Source organism: Rhodoligotrophos appendicifer, assembly GCF_007474605.1.
GTDB classification, from domain to species: domain Bacteria; phylum Pseudomonadota; class Alphaproteobacteria; order Rhizobiales; family Im1; genus Rhodoligotrophos; species Rhodoligotrophos appendicifer.
Genome location: NZ_VHKL01000013.1, coordinates 74,926 through 82,717 on the forward strand (window position 1 = coordinate 74,926; position 7,792 = coordinate 82,717).

At 54.7% G+C, this 7,792-nt stretch carries 7 protein-coding genes; 4 read left to right on the forward strand and 3 right to left on the reverse strand.

The window, feature by feature from the left end; translation table 11 throughout:
* The 3 genes from FKM97_RS23625 to crtI form a co-directional block, all read right to left on the reverse strand.
* The gene (locus FKM97_RS23625) at positions 1-801 is read right to left on the reverse strand and encodes a 1-acyl-sn-glycerol-3-phosphate acyltransferase (protein ID WP_170241108.1); all 801 of its coding nucleotides are present in this window, start codon (positions 799-801) and stop codon (positions 1-3) included.
* Positions 802-873: 72 nt separating this feature from the next.
* Positions 874-2,406, reverse strand: coding sequence for a phytoene desaturase family protein (locus FKM97_RS23630; protein ID WP_144294928.1), 1,533 nt, complete (start codon positions 2,404-2,406; stop codon positions 874-876).
* A complete protein-coding gene (crtI, locus tag FKM97_RS23635; RefSeq protein ID WP_246105241.1) occupies positions 2,403-3,965 on the reverse strand; it encodes a phytoene desaturase family protein in 1,563 nt (520 codons plus the stop codon). Before crtI ends, FKM97_RS23630 begins: the two co-directional genes overlap by 4 nt.
* A gap of 165 nt (positions 3,966-4,130) precedes the next feature.
* On the opposite strand from crtI, the gene FKM97_RS23640 reads away from it, so the two are divergent.
* The 4 genes from FKM97_RS23640 to FKM97_RS23655 all read left to right on the forward strand — a co-directional run bounded on the left by FKM97_RS23640 (position 4,131) and on the right by FKM97_RS23655 (position 7,747).
* A complete protein-coding gene (locus FKM97_RS23640; RefSeq protein WP_144294930.1) occupies positions 4,131-5,588 on the forward strand; it encodes an aldehyde dehydrogenase family protein in 1,458 nt (485 codons plus the stop codon).
* A gap of 89 nt (positions 5,589-5,677) precedes the next feature.
* Positions 5,678-6,598 (forward strand): ABC transporter ATP-binding protein, encoded by a 921-nt coding sequence (locus FKM97_RS23645; protein WP_205015291.1) that lies wholly within the window; start codon positions 5,678-5,680, stop codon positions 6,596-6,598.
* A gap of 8 nt (positions 6,599-6,606) precedes the next feature.
* A complete protein-coding gene (locus tag FKM97_RS23650) occupies positions 6,607-7,392 on the forward strand; it encodes an ABC transporter permease (protein WP_144294931.1) in 786 nt (261 codons plus the stop codon).
* Positions 7,393-7,423: 31 nt separating this feature from the next.
* Positions 7,424-7,747: a metallophosphoesterase family protein gene (locus tag FKM97_RS23655; RefSeq protein WP_170241109.1), complete on the forward strand. Its 324-nt coding sequence runs from the start codon at positions 7,424-7,426 to the stop codon at positions 7,745-7,747.
* The last annotated feature ends 45 nt before the right edge of the window (positions 7,748-7,792 follow it).

Below are 7,792 nucleotides of genomic sequence, written 5' to 3' on the forward strand. Positions count from 1 at the left end.
TCACTTGCTCCTGTGCGCGGATGAGAACTGCTCGCCCTTGGCCAACGCCTTCAGCCACCTCCACGCGTCATAGGGATAGCTGATGCCCGTAGACCCCCGCACCAACTCGTCAAATTCCGTCGAATCGCGATGGATAGCAGCAGCCGTCAGGTCGTTCATTCTCTCCTCGAGATTTTCCTCAAGCACCTTTCGCCACTCATCAACGGATCGGTTTTGCTCCCCCGGTGCCTCGAATGGCGCCCCGAAGGCGACGAGGCACTCAGGCCTTCGCTCGGTCCAGAAGGTGTATTCAACTGCCACGGGAACAAAAACAAGGCCGGGAACTTCCCGCGCGAGATGCGCGATCCCTGCTTTGAAAATGATGGGACGCGCTCGCGGATCCGAGAACTCGCCCTGCGGCGTCATCCACAAGGATGTGTTCCGCTCCTGGAGAATTCTGCGGGAAGTAGCCAGAAACTGCACGGCCCCCCGAGCGGTGTCCTGAGCCACAGGGAAGAGGCCAACCCGACGAAGAAAACCATATTTTTTTAAGGCGTTTTCATCGATCGGGCCAAATCCCCGATGGTGGGGGGTCAATCGTGCGATTAGCAGCAGATAAAGAATCGGATCCCACCACCCGACGTGATTTCCATAGAATATTACGGGTCGATGGGCCTCGATTGTCGGCAACCCAGGATTTAGAACGCGAACTGCAGTGAAGTTCTTCGCAAAATATCGGCCGAGGTACCGAACGAACAGGCTGAAAATCCTAGGTGAGTAAGACTTCAGTGCTTTTTCGGCCTCAACTCCACGCGTGCTCAAGTCTAGCCCCTCGATGTCTGCGCGGAGAACAAAAGATCGAGGCCCGGACGCGATGCTTCGCTGCTTTTCCAGCTAGGCTGCAACTTTCGCCTTCGCATCCTGATCAAGCGAATCCGCAGCGATCCAACCCGACATCATGACCATCGGCATGCCAGGACCAGGATGAGCTGCGCCCCCTGCCAAGTAGAGCCCCTCAACCTGACGGCTTCGATTACCCGGCTTGAATGCTCCTAAAAAGCGGCCATGGCTGGCAAGGCCATAGATGGCTCCATTCAAGACCTTGTATCGATCATGAATTGATTGAGGTGTAAGCGCCGCCTCGAACTCAATCCTCTCCTCGATGTCCGGCATTCCGGCGCAACGCTTGAGCTTGTCGAGAATGACAGCCCGATATTGCGGCAGCATCTTCGACCAGTCATGGTGTGGACGCAAATAGGGCGTGTGGACCAGAACGTAGAGCGCCTCCCCTCCTTCTGGTGCGACACCTTTTTCCGTCCGCGACGTGGCGGCGAGATAGCACGTTGGATCCGGTGCCGGCTCCCCATCATGGTAGATCGCTTGGAATTCCTCCTCGGGATCGCGAGAGAACACGAAGCAGTGATGCAGAATATGCTCGTAAGCCTTCTTCAGACCCAGATAGAGGACAACGCCCGAACAGGCCGGTTCGTATTTCTTAGCTTCAGTGAACTTCGCTCCGATGTCGCCGCCCACCAATTCAGCATACGTCCGAACGGCATCCATGTTTGACACGACACGATCGAAGGAAAGTCTCTCGCCAGTATCAGTAACGATCCCTAGCACCTTCCCATTCTCCTGGGCGATGCGGTTGACATTTGTGCTGAGCCTAAATTTGACCCCGAGTTCCGTCGCTAGTTTCTCCAGCGCCACAGGAACGGCCCGTGTCCCACCCATCGGATACCAAACACCGAGCTCAGTTTGCATATGTGCGATGGAGCAAAGAACCGCGGGAGAGGAATAGGGCGAGGATCCGACATACTGAGTGAAATGATCCAGCATCTGAGCAACGCGCTCATCGGGCACTTTTCGCCTTATCTGACTGGCGACAGTAGAACCCATCTTTAAAGCCATCACGTCGGATAACGTCTTCGCATCCAGGTTTCGCCTGAAATCGATCGTATCCTTAAGATCTTCAACAGATTTCCAGAAGAAGAAGCGGTTAGAGACATCGTGGAGACGCTCTGACAACTTGATGAACTGTTTGTAGCCCTCGGAAGATCGCGAGTCGCCCGTATAGGTCTGAATATTCCCGGACATCTGCTCGACATTCTCGACCAGATCCAGAACCGACCCATCCTCGAAAAAGCAGCGCCACTGGGGATCTAGACGAACTAACTCTAAATAATCTTCAAGCTTCTTCCCCGCCTCGCTGAAAATCCGGTAAAGCACGCCTGGAACGGTCAGGATCGTAGGTCCCATGTCGAACCGATAGCCATTCTCCTGCAGAACAGCTGCTTTTCCTCCGATCCACTCGTTTTTATCGAAGACGGTAACACTGTGCCCCCGGGCCGCGAGCGTGCAGGCCGCCGCTAAGCCTCCTAGCCCCGCTCCCACAACGGCAACACTTCTTGCTGTTTCGGCCTTCATGAAGCCTTCTCCAATTCCAGTTCCGCCGATGGGGCCATTGTTTGCGGTGCAGCTCCGAGGGATCTTTCGAGCCCAAGATCTTCGGCTACCAATCCACTCGATATTCGGGCCGATTCAAAAATCACAGGGAGGCCACTTCCCGGATGTGTTCCCCCTCCGGTCAGATAGATGCCATCTACGTCTTCGAATCGGTTGTGAGGTCTGAAGTACAACATTTGCCCGAGCGTGTGGCTCAGATTGAAAGTCGCACCTTTGTAGATCGCCAAGTCGTCTCGCCAACCTTCGGGTGTCAAAATCTTCTCACTGACGATCCGCTCCCTGAGGCCCTTCAGACCGATTAACTCAAGACGGTCGATTACCTGCTCTCTGAACATGGCAGTGACCTGGGGCCAAGCAATCCCCTCGCTCGTATGCGCCACCGGCACCAGGACATAAAGGGTGCTCATTCCTTCCGGCGCTAGCGTACTGTCCGTTACACCTGCGTTTTGCAGATAAATTGAAGGCGCCTTCGGCACAGTTTTTCCGTGATGGATTTCCTGTATATTGGCTTCCAGATCTTCCGACAGTAAAATAGTGTGGTGCGGAACATCCTTATACAGGCCCTTCACGCCTAAATACATCATGAACGTTGAGCAAGAGAACTTCTTTTCAGATAACTTTTTATCAGTCCATCGGCGTCGCATCTTGTCGGGCACTAGAGTTGTCATGGCGTGAGCGAAGTCTGCATTAATGACCAGCGCGTCAGCGCTGTAGCGTCCTTTATCGGTTTCCACCCCGACCGCTCGGCGCTTTTCAAACGCGATCTTTTTAGCAGGCTCATTGAGCCGAATATCGACGCCCATCTCGCGTGCAATGGCCGCCATTCGTTCCATAACGACAGCATGCCCCCCCACAGGGTGCCACACTCCGTACTCGTGCTCGAGGAACGCGAGGATGGTGAAGAGGCTTGGGCAATTATAGGGAGACATTCCAAGATACTTCGCCTGGAATGAAAAGGCTTGTCGTACGTGACGATCCGAAAAATAACCCCGGAGGTCCTTGTCCAAGGACATTTGCGGCCGCAACATGAACAGAGACTTTAGGACGTCTCCCCGCAGATAGTCCTTAAGAGAATGAAACGAGCTTTCCAGAACAGGTCTGAAAGCTGCGAGCTTCTTTCGATTATCAGAGGTGTAGCGTTCCAGGTTTTCAGCATCTTTAGGAGCGATACGGGCGATTTCTGCTTTCATCGCAGCTGGATCCGACTTCGCGTCGAGAAAGCCACCGTTTTCGAAGGCGATACGGTACATGGGATCGATTCGCTCGAACTTGATCTCCGACCAAAGATCGCGCCCGCATTCTCTGAACACGTCCTCTAGAACCCGCGGATAGAGGAAGAAAGTTGGCCCAATATCAAAACTGAAGCCATCCTGTTGCCAGCGCCCTGTTCTACCCCCGACTTGCCCAAGCCGTTCAAGAACGGTGACTTTAGCGCCCTTTGACGCCAGCAGCATTGCCGTTGCCAAGCCTCCAGGGCCGGCGCCAACGATTACGACGCGACGCTTATCTCGGTAATTCAAATCAAACGGCTCCCACTCAGAACTAGCCTGTTGCCCAATTGACGGCTGCTCCCCCTTTTGCCAAGCAGCACTTTACGAGATCAGGCCTCTCACATGCTAGCCAAATTAGCCGAACATCGGTAAGGCAGGCAGAGAAGCGATAAATTCGTAACGAGCACAGGAAAGATGTCCAAGTCGTTTTCGGTAGGCGAAAACATTGCGAACCTGCGCTCATCCCAACCGAGTTGGGCGGCAAGCCCCTTGGCACGTCGTATCGGCGTTATCGGGCAGTTGCGCGAACTTATCGCAGCAAAGGCTCCACAGTTCGCTGCAGAGGCCGCGCCCTTGCTCGGAAAGAGCCAGGCTGAATTCGTCGCGTCTGAGATCATCCCCTTAGCCGATGCGTGCCGATTTGTCGAAAAAAAGGCGGAGGAGTTGCTGCGGCCCCGGCCCTTGGGCAGAGAGGGGCGTCCTTTCTGGCTGATGGGGTCATCTGCAACCGTCCACCGAGAACCATTTGGTCTGATCTTGATAATCGGACCTTCGAATTATCCACTTCTGTTGCCTGGCGTACAAGCAATCCAGGCTCTGGCCGCGGGTAACGCCGTGCTTGTCAAACCGGGTCAGGGTGGCACATTGGCAATGCAGTGGCTGGGGGTCCTGCTGGATGAGGCCGGTCTTCCACCGAGTTTGTTCGAGATAACCTCTGAAACGGTGGAGGACGCAAAGGCAGCACTGCGCGACCATGTAGACAAGGTTGTACTGACGGGATCAAATGAGACCGGGCGGTCCATCCTCAGTCGTTTGTCCGAAAGAGTTATTCCCGCTGTCGTTGAGTTGTCCGGAAGTGACCCTGTCATTGTGCTGCAGGATGCAGACATCGAAATGACCGCTAATGCCCTCGCTTATGGGCTGCGGCTCAATGGCAGCGCCACCTGCATAGCTCCGAGGAGGGTCATCGCGGTTGGAGAGACATACGCGGCTTTGCGTGATGTCCTTCTTCTGCGCCGAACGCAGATCACTGGTCGACCGGCATCGACCGCCGCAGTGGTTAAGCTCACCGGGCTTCTAAGGGACGCCCGCTCCGGAGGCGCAGAAATTCACGGCGACTTCCCCGTGATGGGCCAACCGATGATTCCTCTCATAATTGAGAATGTCGACCTAGCCTCACCCTTGGCACGCGCAGATATTTTTGCCCCCGTTCTCATGCTGTTTCAGGCCAAGGAGATTGAAGACGCCGTTGCCATGGCAAATGCGTCACCTTATGCACTTGGCGCATCGATTTTTGGGTCTGAGGCCACCGCAATCACGATTGCGTCTCGAATAGAGGCCGGCATGGTCTGCATTAATGATATGATCGTACCAACCGCCGACCCGAGAGCTTCGTTTGTTGGTCGCCGTGGCTCCGGCTTTGGAGCAACGCGGGGTCCGGATGGCTTGTTGGAGATGACGAGGCCAAAGGTGACGTTTCTACGGAAGGGCAGCTTCCGGCCACACTTTGAGCCGCAACAGGCGGACGAGCACGAATTTCTGTTGCAATATTTGGTTGCTGCTCACGGTCGCAATTGGACAGCAAGAGTTATCGCCAGTATTAAGGCACTTCGCTACATGATCAGCCGCGGTATGCGCCGGCCTCATTCCTAGGATTTTAGAGCGTGTTGCACTGGCCCCAAGACAATGTAATCCAAGGTCGCCGGGCGCCGTCTTCGGTTGACCAGTTGTGTCCGGCTATAGTGGTTGAAGACCTTTGCAAAAGTTATAAGGGTGTTTCCGCTCTTCGCGGCATCTCGTTTAGCGTTGAGCGTGGCGCGACCTTTGCTCTGCTTGGACCGAATGGAGCAGGCAAGACCACGACGATCGAAATCCTTGAGGGCTATCGCCGGAGGGATTCGGGTAATGTGGCGGTCTTGGGAATAGACCCGGATACAAACAACCGCCGCTTCCGAGAGCAAATCGGCATAGTTCTGCAATCCACAGCCCTCGAGCCCGAATTGACCGTTCTTGAGACCGTGAAGGCATTTTCCTTGCTTTATCCGCGGCCCGTGGAAATTCCCAATCTCCTGGAACGGGTTGACCTTGCTAGCCTTCAGCACAAACGTGTCAGGACCCTGTCCGGCGGCCAAAAAAGGCGGCTCGACGTAGCTTTGGGCTTGGTAGGCGATCCCGGTGTGATTTTTTTGGACGAGCCGACGACGGGACTTGACCCTGAAGCACGTCGAAAGATTTGGAACCTGATCTCTGATCTGGCGTCAACCGGGAAGACGATCCTGCTCTCGTCGCATCATATGGAAGAAGTTGAACGGCTTGCTGATCGCGTGGCGATCCTTTTAGATGGTGCAATTCGGGCAGAAGGGACGACTGCAGAACTCCGTGACGCGTTCACCGGAACGACCGAGATCAAGTTTTTTTTGGAGGGCGGTTACCTCCCCGAGCACTATCCAAACCCTCTGCGACCCATCACGACATTCGCCAAGGGTTGGGCTGCGATCACAGTCGCGAATCCGGCTCCAGTTCTTGCCGATTTGACAAACTGGGCATTTCGTCAGCGCATCTCCCTGAATTATCTTACGGTGCAGCGGCCAAATCTGGAAGATATATATCTTAAATTTATAGGGACCGAGGCCCCGTCCAAAGAATGGAGTAATATTTCTTGAGAATTCTTATGTCTCAGGCGATCCATCAACTTGTTTTGTTTTCAAGACGACCGGCGGCGGTATTTTTTGTCTCAGTAATGCCCTTAATCCTTCTTTGCCTTTTCACCGAGATCTTTGGCAACGAACTGGTGGAGGGCGAAGCATACACTACGGCTCAATTCTATTCCCCTGCCCTCGCCGTCTTCGGTGTTGTATCGGCCTGTTATACATATCTTGCAGTCTCCACGGCCTCCGCCCGTGACCAGGGTGTCCTGAAACGCATCCGCGGCACTCCGCTGCCGCCGAGCACCTACATTTGCGCCCGAATACTGGCCGTAACTGTAATTGCCATGGCGTCTGCGACGATCGTCATGCTTGCAGGAGCTGCGTTTTACGGCGTGCACCTATATCCTGAGAAATTGCCTGCGGCACTGATCGTTCTCGTTGTGGGTTCGTTCGCTTTTGCAGCGCTCGGAATGATGGTCGTCGCACTTTGCCGTTCAAATGAGACCACCCAGGCTGTCGCGAACGCGACCCTTCTTCCCTTGGCGTTTCTCTCGAACATTTTCATTCGCCCCTTTCACGACCTTCCCCTATGGATGACAACTGCGGCCGATATCTTTCCTTTGAAGCATTTTTCATTGGCGTTCGGCGATGCGTTTCGGCCAGATCTGACGGGAACGGGATTTGCGTGGCAAGTGAGCGATGGCACGTACACGATGTTGCCTCACTTAGCGAATATGGCTGTTTGGGGAATCGCAGCCGCCGCGATAGCGTCCCGATTTTTCGTATGGGATCCTGCTGACAGTCGTTGAGGAATGTCTGCTGACTCTAACTGACGACTCGATGAAGGCCCTGTTTGACGCTGCCGCTGATACGACGATCCTGTCTCTGCACTACGGGCAAACCTTTGAGAAGTTGAATGGGAAAGCTGTCCACCGCCGAGGAGCAGGAGTGATGAAGCTCATTCATTTGAGTGATATTCATCTGACCAAACCGGGAGAGCGCCTTCTCGGACTGGACCCCCTCAGCCGCCTGGACGCATGCCTGCGGGATATTGGTCGATACCATCCCGAGACCGAATTTTGCGTGATCTCGGGTGATCTGGCTCATCAAGGCGAGATTGAAGTGTCAACGGCGGAGCAATTCCAGGCCACTGCGGCGGAGTAAAAGCAGGCCACTTGCGTGAGGGTGCGCCGAAGCAGAGAAGGGTCC

What these genes read in the sequence shown, in the direction of transcription:
- FKM97_RS23650 (WP_144294931.1), top strand. Translation starts at nt 6,607, where the DNA reads ATGTCTCAGGCGATCCATCAACTTGTTTTGTTTTCAAGACGACCGGCG.
- FKM97_RS23640 (WP_144294930.1), top strand. Translation starts at nt 4,131, where the DNA reads ATGTCCAAGTCGTTTTCGGTAGGCGAAAACATTGCGAACCTGCGCTCA.
- FKM97_RS23630 (WP_144294928.1), bottom strand. Translation starts at nt 2,406, where the DNA reads ATGAAGGCCGAAACAGCAAGAAGTGTTGCCGTTGTGGGAGCGGGGCTA.
- FKM97_RS23655 (WP_170241109.1), top strand. Translation starts at nt 7,424, where the DNA reads ATGAAGGCCCTGTTTGACGCTGCCGCTGATACGACGATCCTGTCTCTG.